Source organism: Virgibacillus sp. MSJ-26 (assembly GCF_018918075.1).
In the GTDB taxonomy this organism is placed as follows: domain Bacteria; phylum Bacillota; class Bacilli; order Bacillales; family Amphibacillaceae; genus MSJ-26.
Genome location: NZ_JAHLPW010000004.1, coordinates 228,774 through 243,683, shown reverse-complemented (window position 1 = coordinate 243,683; position 14,910 = coordinate 228,774). Strand labels below are relative to the sequence as shown.

The following is a 14,910-nucleotide window of genomic DNA, read 5'->3' as shown; positions in this document are numbered from 1 at the left end:
AAAAAAAGTTTCAACTTTATCATCTATATGGCGGTATTTAAAAAAGTATATAATCGGATGCTAATCTATGACAGAATGAAAAACAATTAAAATACTCTATTAATAATGAGGTGCTCTATGAAGTTTGTATTGATATTTGGCCCCCAAGCAGTTGGTAAAATGACAGTTGGAGAAGAACTATCGAAAGCAACTGGATTAAGATTATTTCACAACCATATGACCATTGAATTACTTGAACCTCTATTCGATTTTAGTCCAGAAATGTGGCAACTGTCCACTTTATTTAGAACGGAAATATTTAAGACAATGGCTGAAAGTGAGCAAGAAGGGTTAATATTCACTTATGTATGGGCTTTTGACCAGTCAGAGGATTGGAATTTTGTAGATAAAACATGTGAGATCTTTGCATCCAAGGGCGCCATGGTTTATTTTGTAGAATTAGAAGCCGATACGGATGAAAGACTGAAGCGAAATAGAAGCCCACACCGACTTGAGCAAAAACCAACTAAAAGAAATGTAGATTGGTCAGAAAAAGAACTGTTAAAGACAATGAAAGATTATAGATTGAATTCCCATAAAGGTGAAATTAAGCATGAAAACTACATAAGAATTAATAATACCGATTTAACACCTCAGGAAGTAGCTGAATTAATTACAGATCGTTTTGACTTATAATTTTGTATGAAATTAAAGGCATTGGATAGCTTGGATTAAGTTAACCCTTATTCAGAAAAAAGAATATGAAGGCGCATAGAACGGAACGAAGACGCATAGACTTATCCACTCATATGGATACGCACTATGCCAGGAACGGCCATGTTAAAGATGAATGTTAGGTCCATTGGCAACGTTGATTTTATTATTTGTTGAGAAGAGAGAGCAGTAGCAATCTGGAGAAAATCACTAAAAAACCATGCGCATGAGCCCTGAAGCCCTAGCATGGTTTTTGTTTATAATATTTAGTCTGTAACGTGCACTCCACCAGCTGCAGAAACGACACTACCAGTAATCATATCTGAGTCATCTTGACACAAAAAGCCAATGAGTCGTGCCAAGTCTTCCCCTGAGCCTGGGCGTCCAACAGGTGTATCGGGATCGTTCAGTGTTTTGGCTACTTTAATATTTGCTTCTTTCATATCCCCAGTAATATCGCCGGGTAAGACCATATTGGCGGTGATACCATTTTCAGCTTCTTCCTTGGCAATGCTGCGAGTTAATGAAACCAAGCCCACTTTTGCAGCGCTATATGCAGATCGATACATCCAACCTGGAGCATTTTCCGCGTCTTGAAAACCATAATTAATAATCCTGCCAAAATGTTGTTCTCGCATGATGGGAATGACTAATTTCGCGAATTGGAAGACAGCTGTTAAGTTGCCGTCAATCATTTCCTGCCATTCATCATCGCTATATTCAACGAGTTTCTTTTTTTCAAAAACATAAGGTCCTGCATTATTAATTAAATAATCAACACGTCCAAATTTCTCCTTAGCATGTTCAACAATCTTTGCGATGTCTTCTTTCTTTGTAACGTCACCCTGAACAAATTGGAGCTTATCTTGGTAAGCTTTCCATTCTTCTTTTAACGATTCGACTCTGTCTGTATCGCTGTAATAATTTACTGTGACACAGCAGTCATGCTTTAAGAAATGTTCAGTCACTTGTTTTCCCAGTCCTTTTGAGCCTGCTGTTATAATCGCATGTCTCATCCTATTCACCTACCTACTTCAGCTTGCATGATCCGTATGTTTATAAACGGTTTACTTTTCAATTAATGATAAAAATTCTTGACGTTGAGCTATATCCTTTTTGAAAATCCCACGTGACGCTGAAGTAGTGGTTGATGAATCTCTTTTCTTAACGCCTCGTCCACACATGCACATATGTTTTCCTTCGACAACGACCATCACGCCTTTGGGATCAAGTATTTCCTGCATGGCGTCAGCAATTTGATTTGTCAGTCTTTCTTGTACTTGAAAGCGCTCGGCATATCCATCGATCATCCGACCGATTTTTGATAATCCTGTAATCTTCCCATTAGGAATATAGCCGACATGTGCAACTCCAAAAAATGGCGCAAAGTGATGCTCGCAAAGTGAGTTAAATTCAATATCTTTAACTACAATTAGTTCGTCATGATCTACATCAAAGAATTTACGCAGATGTTCTTTTGGATCCTCTCGGTAACCTGCTGTGTATTCAAGATGAGCTTTTAACACACGATACGGTGTGTCATCAAATCCTTGACGACTTGAGTCATCTCCACAAAGTTCGATAAGATCTGTAATTGCATTCATAAAGTTCTCTGCTTTATGTCTTTCTTCTTCTGTATCAATTGAATATTTATCGTATAAGTCACTTATTTTTTTATCAAGTGATTGATTACTGACTATTTTCATCTAACTACCTCTTCTCTATATGAAAAAAACATTCGAGCTTAGCTTGTCCACTCGATGTCTTTCTTAATATTATCTTTCACATAAGCATAGAATATTTATTTAAAAAAAGTCAATAAAATAGATTTGAAAAGGTTACAGATTAGCATTTTGTGGGAAACAAAGGTGTAGACTTATTTCAATAAAAGATTGTGAAAATTGTTTACATAATAATTAGGATTTGTTAAACTTAAGTTAAATCGTAAGTAGTAAGTAGTAAGTAATAAGTAAATAATATACACTTAAATTTCCATGATTGGAGGAACTTGATATGAAAGACTTAGGCTTAGCACAAGATGTCAGTTTAATTGCTTTGAACGACCAAGAGGTTAAACAAATGCCAAATTCCAAGCGTGCTTCCCTACGAGGTATGGCAGCAGCCGTTATTTTGGAATTTTATTTAAATGATTACTTTATAATGGAAAATGACGAATGGGTTTATGAAGGCAAGAAGGATGATGGCTCTTTAACTGCATATCAAGATGATGTAATTACAGCCATGTTAGGAAAGAAAGAGCGAGAGAAGAAGTCGTTTTCAGCCTGGTTGGAAGATGTAAAAAGCCTATCAAAGAATCAATTGGCACAAGTTGAAAAAGCATTTGTCGAGCCGTTGAAGAATGAACTCCTTTTAGAAGAAATTCCTTCACTGCGCAGTTGTGACCTTGAGTTTGAAACAGCAGGTATTTCAATAAATGTTTATTGGAGCCATTCCGATGCATACACAAAAATCCTTGAAGGTTTTCGCGCCGATGTGTTGGAAGAAGCCCCGATAACTGATGAGGCTGTTTCAATGCTATGGTTATTAAAAGAGAGTGGATTCTTCCCTGAAATTTTTTCAAAACATGAAATGAACCGCGTTTCTGAGCGACTTCAAGAACTGCAAAGCAACTCACCGCTAGCCAAGCAGCTTTTCTCGTTAGACATTCATAGCTTTAAAGAAAAATCAATAAAGGGCTTTTTAAAAAAGAAAAAGGAAGTCATGTCAACACAAGTAGGCACAGGAGTTAATTTCATATTCCCGGAACTACAACGATCGGAAGCTGTCTTTATCGATACGCAGGAGTATTTTGCGAATAAGGATGCACGTTTAAATGCTGTTATAAATGCATTAACGAAGCATCGAGTGCCTCACCAGATTATTCGGGAAGGTGGCGTACCTATTATCCAAGTTAACAACACGTGGTACGATGTTGTTCCATTCACAAAACAATATCGCATACCTGTTCACGGTGTTCAATTTAGAAGACATCCACTGTCTACGTCATAAAATAAATCAAAGGGGGGGATTGTCATGTCTAGACAACGATCAATGGAAAAAATAATGGCATCAGAATTTGTTACAATTGGTGAGCTTGTCCGCTTAACAGGATCCAGATACAGTACGCTAAAATATTACACAGAAGAAGGCATGCTTCCCTTTGTACAAGAAGAGGAAAATTTAACAAGGCGATTCCCAAGAGTAAAAACAATGGCTAGAATAGAAAAAATAAAAGAACTGCGCAAACAAGGATACGGAATCGCCGATATTAAAGCCCATCAAACTTTTCAATAGCCCTTTGTTTCGGTCTATAGCCCCTCGTTTGGTTCTATAGCCCTTCGTTTCAGTCTATAGCCTCTCAAACGAATCTATAGCCCTTCGTTTGGTTCTATAGCCTCTCAAACAATTCTATAGTCCTTCGTTCAGTTCTATAGCCTTTCGTTTCGGTCTATAGTCCTTCGTTTCATTTCAGATATCAATGTGGCCCCGCAAAGGATTTTCAAATTCCCTATTTGTTTTTAGAATATTATGTTAAAATTAAGCTACATAAATTTTAACCGTCTAGAAAAATACCTCCATCAGATGGTTATCGCTTATTGATCAGTACGGTTGAGAGAAGGTTTATCTATGAGGAAACTATTTTTGGCTATCTTACTGCTCATAACGTTTACAGCATGCCAATCTGTAGGGCTGCCAGAGACGGAAGAATCCCATATAGACATTGAATGGGTAGATTTTGTTAAAATTGATGACCAACAGTATTCGGTTGTTTATACGGCTGCGATTGCAGATGAAAGTTATATAGGGGATGAGATAGCAAAAATTGAATTTAAAGTCTCCGAAAATGTGACGGATCCACATTACCAAGTGAAAAGTGGAGATGCTGCATATTGGAATAGAGGAACACCAGTATATGATGTCATCGGTAAGGAAGGTATGATTGCGATTAAAGATGAAGATCAGGTCAATGGCTATCGGTTATACGAAGCAGATGGTTTAGAAGACAATTGGCAATTTGAAAAGGTAAACAGAGACACATTGACTGAAGTTGAAATCTACGAGGGTTATATGGACCCAAAACTCGTTCAATCATTAACAGATGAGGCGGAGATAACACGGTTTTTAGAAATGTTAGACGAGGGAGAAGAAAATATAGAATTTGAACCTAACATTGATAATGGCGATCCGGAAATATATTGGCTCGTTTTTTATACAAATGAGGCGGTCGCTCTTTATTTTCAAATGAGCTATGACGGAGAAACGTGGTATTGGTATCCTCACGAACAAGAAATTTTATCTGATGACGTAGAGAGCTATCTACACTAAGAGTCTTTCTCTTGGAACGGCTGTTAGGTACATTGCTGGCACAGTCATTTTTTATACCAGGGGCAAAATATATTGCTTGGTTTACTCAATTTATTGCTTAGATGAAATATACGTATATAAAAATACATTGAACAGTATTATTTAAAGGGAGGGAATATAGATGTCTAATAAGTTTTGGATCGGGTTGTTTTTCTTAGCATTTGGTATCGGTTTTTTATTGCATGAGTTTCATATTATTGATTTTCCAGAAATACTGTCTGCATGGTGGCCGCTCATCATTATTTTTATCGGTATCATACAATTAGTTAATCGAACGTCGATAGCATCAAGTCTCTTGTTTCTGTTTGTCGGTGTACTGCTTTTACTTAACCAATTACTCGATGTGAATTTAATTACTTATTTATGGCCACTCATTTTTATTTTTATAGGTTTTTCTATATTGTTTACACGAGTAAAGCGTGAGAAAAGAGCACATACAAATGAGGAGCTTAATACGTCAGTGATCTTGTCAGGTGCTGAAATTAAGAGTCGCTCAGAAAACTTTCAAGGTGGAAGTATTATGACGGTACTTGGCGGTGCAGAAATTGACCTTCGTGATATCACAATTCCAGAAGAAGGCGCGACGATGGATTTAACTACAGTTTTAGGTGGAATAAGCATAATAGTACCCGAACATGTCCATGTTGAGTTTTCAGGTTTTCCGATTTTAGGAGGCTGGGAAGATAGTACTAGTATTCGCAGTGAAGAAGATCGACAAGTTGTGTTGAAGATGAACTGTTTAACCATTTTAGGTGGAGTGGAAGTTAATAATTAAGTTTAATTTACCGAAAGATTGACAAGATTTTTGTCAAGGTACAGGGAGAGGATTGAATGAATTTAGGCACTCCGATTGCTGAAGGAAACACTGCAAAGATTTACCTTTCTGATCATAAAATAATAAAAGTGTTCAAGGATTTCTTGCCGGACACAGAATCGTTAAAGGAAGCCAATAAGCAAAAGTACGCCTCTTCTTGCGGTCTCCCTGTGCCTGAAGTTTTAGATGTTATCAAGGTTAATGGAAAACAAGCAATCGTAATGGAATATATCAGAGGAGATACTTTAGGAGATTTATTATTCAAAGATAAAAGTCGAGCAGAACATTATCTAAGCATTTCGGTCGATATGCAACTTGCCATTCATAGTCATACAGCAAGTGGAATCGAACCAATGTATGATAAATTATATCGTCAGATTAAAGAGGCAAATGGCTTAGACAAACGGAAAAAATCAATCTTACTAAAAAGATTGGGGTCATTTACATACAAACCTAGACTTTGTCATGGTGACTTTCACTTATTTAATTTGATTAAGGAAAATAATCGGGTGGTCGTTATAGACTGGGTTGATGCCAGCGCAGGAGATATTCGCGCGGACGTATACCGATCTTATCTGTTATATTCTGAGGTTTCAAGTGAACTCGCAGATATGTATTTGCAAATATATTGTAAGAAGAGTGGGTTGTTAAAATCAGAAATATTAGAGTGGGCTCCATTCATAGCTGCAGCTAGGTTATCGGAAAGTGTTTCATCGAAAAATATGGAGCGGCTTTTAGAAATCGTAAACAAAAATTATTAAGCGGACTAAGCCACTTAATAAGTAAAAATATTATTAACCATTTTTTGTATGCCGAGGTAGTTATAACCATTCCCTTATAAATCCTTTTGATATAAAGAAAATGCATGATTAGTTCCTTGCTTTTCAAATCCATTATGCATATAAAAGGAATTTAGCTTTATATTATTCTCTACACAATCTAATCTTAACGTATGTATTCCTTCACCTTTAGTATAATTTTCTATCCACTGCATCAGTCCTTTTCCAAGTCCCGAGCCGATTTCAGGGCGGATTAGTGCCAGGCGATGGAGGTAGATAGCTTCATCTTTTAAATCACCCCAAAGATGCCGGTCCCATGCAGTTTGTTCTTTATATAAGGTATAGGTGGCCACAATTTCTCCACCTCTTTTAACAGAAAATGTCTCTTGATTTTGTATCGCCTGTTTTATTTCTTCATCATCTCCTCCCTCTGCTAGAAATCCCCACTGATCAACGTCATTCTCTTTTAGCCAATGAGCAACATCTTTTAAAAGATAAATGATCTGGTCTGCTTCATCACTTGTAGTAATAGATACCTGACATTTTCCATGGGAAGAATTTATGTTGTTTAGCAAGATACATCTCTCCATTCTAAGAATTTATATAGCAGCCACCTATACATAAATGAAAATTTTTTCTTTTCTAAATATACCCTATCAAAAAATAACCTGTTTTTGTATAATAAAGAAAAGTAATCGTCAGAAAATGAATAATAAAAAAGGAGGGGATGGTAATAAAGAAAAAACTCAAAAACCTTCTAGTTTCTTTATTATTCATTACTTTGCTTATTTATCATTATAATTTGCACCAAGAAAAAAGGATGTATGAAGAATACATTTCTATTGATATTTATAACGATATGAGCACACTTGTAGTATCAATTATTGAAAATGGTAAATTATATGAGAATATTTTGGAAGAAGAAGTCATTACTAGAGGTGATGCTGATAGGCTCAAATGGAATGCTTATAACATTTTGGAGTTCTCACAACACTATGGAAGTGTAGCTTCTCAATTTAATCGAATAAAAAGTGAGGTGTTCCATAATGAAACTGCAGAAAATGCAGCACAAATAGCTGATTTATTTTCTGAAATGAATGGAGATGAAGAAACCGACTTTGATAATATGGATGAAGTGACTTATGAGCTCAATGATGTAATGGAAGATAAAATTATGCAGCTAAAAGAACTGAATTCATTATGGGTAGATTCGGTATTTAAAAATGTTGCTGGTACTTCAGGTGATAAAGGAGAAATAGAATTTGATAGCGATGAATTTAGAAGTAATTATGAAGATAACAGTGTATCTGATAACTTTTGGGTTCATCTTATTCTTGATTTAGATGAAGATACACGAAATTTTTTAACTGTGAACGAATTAAATAGCATTGAGGAAGTAATAAAAAATTAATGTGTCTTGCATTAATTAGTGATTTCATTCTTCAAGTAATGAGAGTAAATATGAAATGAGGTGAAATATGACAAAGGATGAATTAACTAAAGCGATTGATTTACGGGAAAAAGGAAATATTAAGGAGTCTAACAAGCTACTAATGAAACTAGTGCATACTTTTTCCGATGATGCATCGGTTAATTATCAATGTGCCTGGAGTTTTGACTTAATGGGAGAAGAGAGAAAGGCAATGCCTTATTATGAAAAAGCAATCAAACGAGGATTACCTTCATACGAACTAGCAGGGGCTTTATTAGGGTTAGGCAGTACATATCGCACATTGGGAGACTATGAAAAGTCAAAAAGTACCTTTCATAAAGGAATGGAGCTATTTCCAAACAATAGAGCCATTCAAACGTTCTATGCCATGACTTTATACAATTTGAATGAGCATAGTAAAGCGATGGAGTTGCTATTGAAATGCCTAATAGAAACAACTACAGATGAAAAAATAATCAGTTACAAAAAAGCCATTGACTTTTATGCTGATAAGTTAGATGAAATTTGGGGTTAGCTAGTTCATAGATGATTGGCATTAGTGAAGCGATTAAATTAGCGTGAAGGGATGATATTAATGCATTTAAAAATTATCCATTCGATTAGGGCGAATAATTTTAATGACGAACATGTGATGCAAAAAATTAACGATATGTGGAAAAACGCATCACCCGAGTTATCAGAACATAAAGACAATATATACGGTTTATATCATGAATACGAATCTGATTATAAAGGGGATTATACATTAAGTGTTGCTATTGAAGGAACAAATGTATCTTCAATAAAAATTCCTAATTATACGACATATGAGGTATTTAAAGTAGAAACAGATTCGAAGCAAGGGATTTTTAATACATGGAGCGACATTTGGAACATGGAAAAAGAAGGTCAATTGGAACGAGCTTATACCTATGATTTTGAAAAATACAAACCAGATGGAGATATTGAAATTTATATCGCGGTTAAGGGGAAGTAACTTCTTAAACACACTAAAGAATCAGATTTATATTTAATTACCTAGCATTAGTAATTGTTGTAATAGGCTAACTTCAGGGGTGACAAATACCGTATGTCTTAAATAATAATAATATGTGTTCTAATTTGCAGATACGCACTATAGTTTGTAAAGTACTAGCCAAAATTAAAGATAAGGAGATAGATAATGAGAAAATACATAATGTTGACGGGAATATTGTTTATTTGTGCTTCCCTGTTAATAGCATGCAGTGATAATAAACAAGAACAAGTTGAATCTGTCGGGACTAATGAAAATACCGAGGTAGAAGATTCTGATCAGGAAGTTGAAAAAGAGGATAGTAACGATACAGACGATGAGAGTGTTGATAAGGATGAAGACCAAGAAATCGCAGGGAAAGTTATTGTAGATAAAGAGCAAAACCTGCTCAAGGTTGAGGTTGAAACAAATCTACTAGAAAATACACAGGTAGATGCTATGTTAAGAAAAGCCTATGGGGAAATCGACGTGCATACTTCGCAATTAGGTTGGGAAACCGCAGAGGTGGGAAGTGATGGAAATGTTTCTTTTGACTATCCCCTTGGTGATGATTTTTTTGAAAAATTTCATGGAGAAGATTTTGAGTTTATGATTAGCTTTGCTTCAAGCCAAGTATACGATCATTTAGTTGATGCCTATGGTGAAGAGGGAGAGGAGTTTTCAGGGCCTTTCGCTTATCAATTCAGCTCTAATTCTTTACAAGGAAAACAATTACTTGTGCCAATTTATTTAAGAGTTGGAGATGATCAAACGGAATATGTAATTGAAACTCCTGAAAGAAAGGAAGTACCAGATGATTATGGAGATACGGAAGTATGGGTAGATGTTGAAGTAGTTGATAATGACCATCGTTTTATTTATTTAGAAGGTGAAACGAACTTATTAGAAGGTACCATGATTGAAGGGAAGTATTATTCGGATGAAGAAGCAACCTTTTACGATGGATTTATTACAGAAAAGCATGTAGAGCCAGATGGTACATTCTTGCTACCTATAAAATATGATTCTATTACACAAGATGGTTATATTGAAATTAAAAGTGCTCCTATGCGGGATCATCGAACGGAAGAAGACATTTACGATACTTATGGTGATGACTTTGAAAACTTATCTGGTGATGTTGTGAAAGAGGTTGATGATCACCAAGAAGTATTATTGACCATTGATACAAAAGGGAAGGGTATAGACAATCCCGAAGATTCTTTTGTTACGGAAGATGATGGAGAATACAAGATTCAAGTACCAGATGATGTGTTATTTGACTTTGATAAAAGCAATTTAAAGACGGAAGCTAAAGATACTCTCAAAGATGTTATTGATATTTTAGAGGATTTAAATGATGGCACAGCTATTGAAATTAACGGCCATACTGATAATGAAGGGGAGACAGATTATAACCTTGGTTTATCAGAAGAACGGGCAGATGAAGTTGAAAAGTATCTCTCTAAAAATGGAAGTATCGATCATTTATCCATTGATATAAATGGTTATGGTGAAACAGACCCGATTGAATCGAATGAAACGGAAGAAGGCCGAGAGAGAAATCGACGTGTTGAAATCGTCATTGAAAACCTTGATTAAGATGAGACTAATCATAATTAGAGTTTTAAAAGGTTCAATTTTATAAAATAATCTAATTGTAAAAGGGAGCGTGATGAAGTTTATTTTTTTGATAATAAAAACTTCTCACTGGACACCAACTAATGGAATGGGAAGAAAACAAAGTCTGGGTTAAATCATACATTAGAGAAGGAGGGAACGGATATAAATCAAACTGTACTGATAAACAACAATAAAATTGAAGTACAATACAAAGGTGATAGTGGTCCTCTAATCGTTATTCTTACAGGAATGGGATGCCCTTTTGATGAGTGGTATAACATTATTGAAAACTTACGTCATAACAATAGAATATTAACGTTTCATCGGCGTGGGCTTGGTCAAAGTGAAATTGGGGGTAGAATACGTGGTACAGAATCAACCGTTCGAGATCTAGCTGAATTACTTAATCATTTTGAAATTGAAGAACCGATTTATATAGTAGGACATTCCTATGGTGGTTTATGTGCTCAACATTTTGCTAAAACATACCCTGATAGTATAGCCGGAGTAGTCTTGGTGGATTCTACCTCAGTTGAATTAAAAGTATTGGATGAGCTTGATCTGCCTGTCATAAATGAAGAAACAGATGAAGTCTGGATTGAAAAATGCTTAAATTACGCTACAAAAGATGAGGAGCAATTGCGGGAAATAATTAAGCCTTCGTTGAATGATAAACATCACCATTTTCCTGATAAAATTCAACAGAGAATACTTGACTTCCAAGTTAGTCCAACTTTATATAAAGCAATGGCATCGGAGATCAAGGAATGGAAAAATGATGCGGAAGTTATTAAGAGTTTAAAAGATTTCCCGGACGTTCCATTAGTCGTAATTGGACGTGATAAAGAGTTTACGATTAAATCAGAAATGAGCACAGGAGTACCTTTATGGGAATTAAGAAAATTTGAAGAGAAATGGGCAGAGTTAATTACTAACCAGGTAAAACTATCTACAAAGGGCGAGTTACTCATTGCGAGTAATTCTGGCCATTCTGTGTTCCTTGATCGACCTGACTTACTCATTGAATGTATACATAGAATTTCTAGAATATAGATATTCCATTCATGGGCTGCTGCGCTTGCTTAACAAGTAACTGCTTACACATTGTACAATAGGTCATTTAATAGCATGAAGTAGGTGAGAATATGAGACCAAAAAGCAAATGGATAGTCTTTATTTCAGCGTGTGTCATTCCCCTATTGTCATGGCTTTGGTATACGGATTTCTTCAATTCCCCTGAATTTATTGGAATCATTGAATCGATAGAAAATAATCATGCTATGGTTAAAATTGAAGAAGGAGATATTCTTAAATCAGGTGATAAGGCAAGCGTTGATCTTTCAGTTGCCCAAAACACAACCTTTCAAGTTGGAGATAAAATAAAGGTCAGATATGGTAACGTAGGGGAACGTTATCCGTTATACATAGAAACAAAATCTGTAAAATTAATTAATTGATGACAATTAAGAAATCTGGCTAATTAACGTAATTTGTTAATTTTACATATATTCACACCTAGACCAAAGATCTTTATTATTGTTCATGAATGTGCTATTTATTTTTTGGGGAGTAGAATATACGGGTATTTAATAGAAAAAATTATATAAAGAAGCGACACTGGTGCTGATCGCTTTCACAACACTCGTTGTAACGATTATAGACCAAGAAAAATAGACCTCCCTTAGTTTAGCAGCTAGATGAGGTCTATTCCTTATTCGCGCTGACCTCTCTTGAAGGGGGAGCGATTTATTGCTGACCAAAAATATTGACGTATCTTCGGTCTTTATTAGTTTATGTTCTTTTGTTGTCTCTATGTTTATTATAACATGAAAAAATAATATGCAAACAAAAAGTATGTGATGTTATATGTGTTTTCTTACAAAACAGCTATCAGACTGCTCCCAGCAGGGCTTTTAATAAAAGCACTTTGCAATATTAACTTCCGCAATATCAGCTAATACTAAAAGAGTGTTCTACAACAGAGTTCTGTCAGAAAAACCTTCGAATTATGGGATATAAAGTGCGTCCAACCACTTTACAATTTGAAAGTAATTGTTTCTTCAAATATTGTTGTAATTAGATTAGCATTATTTAAACACTTTATAAAATTGACAGCATAATTAAACAGTAATATACTTATGATAAGAAAAGGTACTAAGTAGCGCTAACTACTCAGTACCTGCAACAACAGACCGCATAAAGAGCGGCTGACCAATTTGATGTTTTTCTGTGAAGTAACCGTAATCCATTGATCCATGGGCGGTTACTTTTTCTTACTCAGAAAAACGACAACAGACACAATTAGAGAAAGTGTAGCAATTAGTGAAAGACTGAATTGCGCCACTATGCTTAATGCCTCGAATGTCGTCATCCTACCACCCCCTTTCTATAAAAAAGGGATGGCCAACCGCCCATTATACTTTTGTCATTGCTGTGTAAATATTATCATAAAGGCGAGGTAAATAACAGCATTTTGAAACAAACGTTCGCTTGATAAGTTTTAGATAAGTCCCTTACATTTTTAAGGTTTGGACTGGCGGTAGATTTCTAATCTAGTAATTCAATTTTTCTTGTTTCTTTTTCATAGCTTACCTCAACGTGTTTTGTTATTTCATCTATAAAATTTTCAGCACTTCCCCAGCCGGATGGAATTGCTAGATACTCTGAGTATAAACTATTAAAATACAATGACATACCTAACTTATCTTCATGTTTTAATAGAACAGGGCAATGAAAGTCACTATGAACTTTCTGAATTTTATTTATTCCCTCCTCTAACATATTTTTTTTAACATTGCGATGCTTTTCTATAGTTATTTGAGGATAGATTAACTCACCTATAACTACCTTTTTAACTTTATCCCATGGTATCAATGTCATTTCATTTCTATTGTTTCTATTGTATTCATTAAAGTATATTCCATTATCTGTGATCTCATAAATCATTATCTTTTCTTTTAAGTTAAAGGGTTCATTATTTTCACTATTTCGTACATAATTGATTTCTTTAACTAAACGTAAAACAGATATAATGCCACTGATAACAAGTGTTATTATTAGAATTGAAAATGACAAATTGGAATATGTTTTATATTCCTTACTTATGTGGTTTTCAAAATACATTGATATGAAGGCAAGTATAATAATAGAAACAGCGATGAACAAAATCTTCTTAATACCATTCCAACGAATAGAATTAATTCTTTTGTTTATTCCACTTTTTAACTGAACACGAGAAAATAATTTAGTGAAATAGTAGTCTTCTCCAGTACAATAAAATTTCATTTAATCATACCTCCTTTTGATAGCATGTTGTCTATGTAATTGGTAGCATCCATTTTATAATTATTCAATAGACTATTTAACTGTTAAAGGATGTTTAGGATGAAATTAAGATTTTACTGTATGCTATTATATATTTAAATTTTTAGTATGCTTTTTGTCATCAACCTCAAGTAGGCGTAATAATACAACTTTGCTTTTGTGCTTGTATCTATTTATATTCTATACCGTACAATAAATCTCCTGCATTGCCCAGATAATAATTATTTAAGAGAGGGTATGTGAAGCATTATTTTTAAATGAAAGTGTTAAAAGCACCATCGTGCCATTCCTTTTTTGATCAATTGAATATGATTGCTGAAACCTCCCTACTGATTGAAGTTTGTTTTATAAAAAACAGGTTGTGTTTATGTATTTAATTATACATTAGTCTTGAATCTCCAGTAACGTCATCTTTTATAATCAAATCCAGTTGTTCGATCAAAAGTAACAACAATAAGATTACGCTATTGGGGGTTAATTTTGTGAAAAAAGAAAGTTTGTTAAACAGGATATTGGCAAGTTTAATGCACTTTTTCTCGTTATTTCTTACTTTTATTTTGCCTATATTGTGTACTTAGGGGCAAAGGGGGGAAAGGGCATTTGGATTTAATTGTGGAAAAACTACCATCTTCAGAATCCTTTTCATTCCCTATTCCTTTCATGGAATATGAAGAAGAGTTTTTAAAAGAGGCTATGGAGATCTATCGGAGAGATAATTCTGGATTCAAGAAAAGGGAGTAAATTGTTCTGGATATAAGAGCCAAGTATAACTATTGATGTACTTCGTGTTGCCACAATCCTTAACATAAAGTGTTACGAATTGTTGGTAGAATTTGCTCTAGATCTTCTATATATTTAACTATAT

18 protein-coding genes and 1 pseudogene are annotated in these 14,910 nt (G+C 34.7%); 14 read left to right on the top strand and 5 right to left on the bottom strand.

What is annotated here, in order from left to right; all coding sequences use genetic code 11:
* Positions 1 to 117: 117 nt before the first annotated feature.
* On the top strand, positions 118 to 675 hold the full coding sequence (locus tag KQI49_RS05140) for an AAA family ATPase (protein WP_216487287.1): 558 nt from the start codon (positions 118 to 120) through the stop codon (positions 673 to 675).
* A 284-nt stretch (positions 676 to 959) separates the two neighbouring features.
* On the opposite strand, the gene KQI49_RS05135 is transcribed toward KQI49_RS05140, so the two are convergent.
* Complete coding sequence (locus KQI49_RS05135; RefSeq protein ID WP_216487286.1) at positions 960 to 1,709, bottom strand: SDR family oxidoreductase; 750 nt, start codon at positions 1,707 to 1,709, stop codon at positions 960 to 962.
* 51 nt (positions 1,710 to 1,760) lie between these two features.
* Positions 1,761 to 2,399: a GTP cyclohydrolase I FolE gene (gene folE, locus KQI49_RS05130; RefSeq protein WP_216487285.1), complete on the bottom strand. Its 639-nt coding sequence runs from the start codon at positions 2,397 to 2,399 to the stop codon at positions 1,761 to 1,763.
* 307 nt (positions 2,400 to 2,706) lie between these two features.
* Here folE and KQI49_RS05125 point away from each other — a divergent pair, with 307 nt between their 5' ends.
* From KQI49_RS05125 to KQI49_RS05100, 6 genes and pseudogenes are all read left to right on the top strand, one after another.
* The gene (locus KQI49_RS05125) at positions 2,707 to 3,702 is read left to right on the top strand and encodes a hypothetical protein (RefSeq protein ID WP_216487284.1); all 996 of its coding nucleotides are present in this window, start codon (positions 2,707 to 2,709) and stop codon (positions 3,700 to 3,702) included.
* A 24-nt stretch (positions 3,703 to 3,726) separates the two neighbouring features.
* The gene (locus KQI49_RS05120; RefSeq protein ID WP_216487283.1) at positions 3,727 to 3,987 is read left to right on the top strand and encodes a helix-turn-helix domain-containing protein; all 261 of its coding nucleotides are present in this window, start codon (positions 3,727 to 3,729) and stop codon (positions 3,985 to 3,987) included.
* A 333-nt stretch (positions 3,988 to 4,320) separates the two neighbouring features.
* Complete coding sequence (locus KQI49_RS05115) at positions 4,321 to 5,019, top strand: hypothetical protein (RefSeq protein WP_216487281.1); 699 nt, start codon at positions 4,321 to 4,323, stop codon at positions 5,017 to 5,019.
* A gap of 14 nt (positions 5,020 to 5,033) precedes the next feature.
* Positions 5,034 to 5,120 (top strand): annotated as a pseudogene (locus KQI49_RS05110) (DUF2837 domain-containing protein); the annotation flags it as partial.
* Between the two features lie 59 nt (positions 5,121 to 5,179).
* Positions 5,180 to 5,833 (top strand): LiaF transmembrane domain-containing protein, encoded by a 654-nt coding sequence (locus KQI49_RS05105; RefSeq protein WP_216487280.1) that lies wholly within the window; start codon positions 5,180 to 5,182, stop codon positions 5,831 to 5,833.
* Between the two features lie 56 nt (positions 5,834 to 5,889).
* On the top strand, positions 5,890 to 6,633 hold the full coding sequence (locus KQI49_RS05100) for a phosphotransferase family protein (RefSeq protein WP_216487278.1): 744 nt from the start codon (positions 5,890 to 5,892) through the stop codon (positions 6,631 to 6,633).
* Positions 6,634 to 6,707: 74 nt separating this feature from the next.
* Here the strand turns inward: KQI49_RS05100 and KQI49_RS05095 are convergent, their stop codons facing one another.
* Complete coding sequence (locus KQI49_RS05095) at positions 6,708 to 7,226, bottom strand: GNAT family N-acetyltransferase (protein ID WP_253286675.1); 519 nt, start codon at positions 7,224 to 7,226, stop codon at positions 6,708 to 6,710.
* Positions 7,227 to 7,378: 152 nt separating this feature from the next.
* Here KQI49_RS05095 and KQI49_RS05090 point away from each other — a divergent pair, with 152 nt between their 5' ends.
* From KQI49_RS05090 to KQI49_RS05065, 6 genes are all read left to right on the top strand, one after another.
* Positions 7,379 to 8,062, top strand: coding sequence for a hypothetical protein (locus KQI49_RS05090; protein ID WP_216487276.1), 684 nt, complete (start codon positions 7,379 to 7,381; stop codon positions 8,060 to 8,062).
* A gap of 67 nt (positions 8,063 to 8,129) precedes the next feature.
* Positions 8,130 to 8,618: a tetratricopeptide repeat protein gene (locus KQI49_RS05085; protein WP_216487275.1), complete on the top strand. Its 489-nt coding sequence runs from the start codon at positions 8,130 to 8,132 to the stop codon at positions 8,616 to 8,618.
* Positions 8,619 to 8,678: 60 nt separating this feature from the next.
* Positions 8,679 to 9,080 carry a GyrI-like domain-containing protein gene (locus tag KQI49_RS05080; RefSeq protein WP_216487274.1) on the top strand — a complete coding sequence of 134 codons (402 nt, stop codon included), beginning with the start codon at positions 8,679 to 8,681 and terminating at the stop codon, positions 9,078 to 9,080.
* A gap of 186 nt (positions 9,081 to 9,266) precedes the next feature.
* Positions 9,267 to 10,700: an OmpA family protein gene (locus KQI49_RS05075; protein WP_216487273.1), complete on the top strand. Its 1,434-nt coding sequence runs from the start codon at positions 9,267 to 9,269 to the stop codon at positions 10,698 to 10,700.
* 183 nt (positions 10,701 to 10,883) lie between these two features.
* Positions 10,884 to 11,774: an alpha/beta fold hydrolase gene (locus tag KQI49_RS05070; protein ID WP_371817523.1), complete on the top strand. Its 891-nt coding sequence runs from the start codon at positions 10,884 to 10,886 to the stop codon at positions 11,772 to 11,774.
* Positions 11,775 to 11,866: 92 nt separating this feature from the next.
* Positions 11,867 to 12,178, top strand: coding sequence for a hypothetical protein (locus KQI49_RS05065; protein WP_216487271.1), 312 nt, complete (start codon positions 11,867 to 11,869; stop codon positions 12,176 to 12,178).
* Positions 12,179 to 12,984: 806 nt separating this feature from the next.
* Here the strand turns inward: KQI49_RS05065 and KQI49_RS18520 are convergent.
* Together KQI49_RS18520 and KQI49_RS05060 are read right to left on the bottom strand one after the other, a co-directional pair.
* Complete coding sequence (locus KQI49_RS18520) at positions 12,985 to 13,092, bottom strand: putative holin-like toxin (protein WP_253286674.1); 108 nt, start codon at positions 13,090 to 13,092, stop codon at positions 12,985 to 12,987.
* A gap of 176 nt (positions 13,093 to 13,268) precedes the next feature.
* Positions 13,269 to 14,006, bottom strand: coding sequence for a hypothetical protein (locus KQI49_RS05060; protein ID WP_216487270.1), 738 nt, complete (start codon positions 14,004 to 14,006; stop codon positions 13,269 to 13,271).
* A gap of 639 nt (positions 14,007 to 14,645) precedes the next feature.
* Here KQI49_RS05060 and KQI49_RS05055 point away from each other — a divergent pair.
* Complete coding sequence (locus KQI49_RS05055) at positions 14,646 to 14,786, top strand: hypothetical protein (protein WP_216487269.1); 141 nt, start codon at positions 14,646 to 14,648, stop codon at positions 14,784 to 14,786.
* Positions 14,787 to 14,910 lie beyond the last annotated feature (124 nt).